Source organism: Pseudomonas vlassakiae, assembly GCF_014269035.2.
Taxonomy (GTDB): Bacteria; Pseudomonadota; Gammaproteobacteria; order Pseudomonadales; family Pseudomonadaceae; genus Aquipseudomonas; species Aquipseudomonas vlassakiae.
Window position 1 is genome coordinate 1 of the sequence record NZ_JABWRP020000049.1, and the last position, 1,351, is coordinate 1,351.

The following is a 1,351-nucleotide window of genomic DNA, read 5'->3' on the forward strand; positions in this document are numbered from 1 at the left end:
AATCTGCCCACCTTCGGCCACGCTTGGCGTCGCCGAAAGCGACACCGTCGTGGTGTCCAGGACATCCGTGATGCTAGTGCTGACTGGTGCCTGATTGGCGACCAGGTTTTCGTAGTTTCCGCCGCTGACGCTGGTGATGCTGTTGGTGACCGCCGCATGGCCTTGATAGACGTCGTTGGTGACGGCTTCCGTGGCAGTACCTGAGCTCTGACCGACCGGAATGGTGATGGTTTGGCCGTTAGCCAAGCTGACTACGACCGGGCTTTCGGTGACAGGAGCACCTACTGTGGCGGTGTAGGTGATAGTGCCGCCTTCGGCCACGCTCGGCGTTGCCGTCAGCGAAACGGTGGTGGTGTCTTGTACGTCGGTGACGGTGGTAGAAACCGGTGCCGGGTCGGCAACCAGATTCTCGTAATTACCGCCGCTGACGTTGGTAATGCTGTTTGTGACTGCCGCATGGCCTTGGTAAACGTCGTTGGTGACGGCGCCGGTGGCGGTACCGGAGCTCTGGCCAACCGGAATGGTGATGGTCTGGCCGTTGGCCAAACTGACTATGACCGGGCTTCCGGTGACTGGCGCATTAACCGAGGCGGTGTAGACGATAGTGCCGCCTTCGGCCACGGACGGCGTGGCGGTCAGGATGACAGCGGTGCTGTCTTGCACATCGGTAACCGTGGTGCTGACCGGTGCCTGGTTGGCGACCAGGTTTTCGTAGTTGCCACCGCTGACGTTGGTGATGCTGTTGGTGACCGCCGCATGGCCTTGGTAAACGTCGTTGGCGACGGCGCCCGTGGCGGTACTGGAGGACTGCCCGACAGGGATGGTGATGGTTTGCCCGTTGGCCAAGCTGACTATGACCGGGCTGCCGGTGACGGGTGCATCCACTGTGGCGGTGTAAATGATAGTGCCGCCTTCCGCCACGGACGGCGTGGCGGTCAGGGTAACGCTGGTGGTGTCTTGCACATCGGTAACGGCGGTGCTGACCGGTGTCTGGTTGGCGACCAGGTTCTCGTAGTTGCCGCCGCTGACATTGGTGATGCTGTTGCTGACGGCTGGATGGCCCTGATAGACGTCATTGGACACGGCCGCCGTAGCAGTGCCGGAACTTTGCCCCACCGGAATAGTAATGGTCTGGCCGTTTGCCAGTGCTACCACGACAGCCGAGCCTGTAACTGGGGCAGTGACGGTTGCGGTGTAAACGATGGTTCCACCCTCAGCCACCGATGGCGTGGCCGTGAGGTTCACGGTCGATGTATCCAGGGTGTCGGTGACGTTGGTCACCGCTGGCGTGCTGTTGATCGCCAAGCTCTCGAAATTGCCACCCGAGGCATTGGTGATACGTGCGCTGACT

General features: G+C 61.2%; 1 protein-coding gene. It reads right to left on the minus strand.

Annotated features, from left to right (window positions below):
* Positions 1-1,338: immunoglobulin-like domain-containing protein (locus HU738_RS25715; protein WP_367616188.1), on the minus strand; the 1,338-nt coding region annotated here is incomplete at its 3' end.
* Positions 1,339-1,351 lie beyond the last annotated feature (13 nt).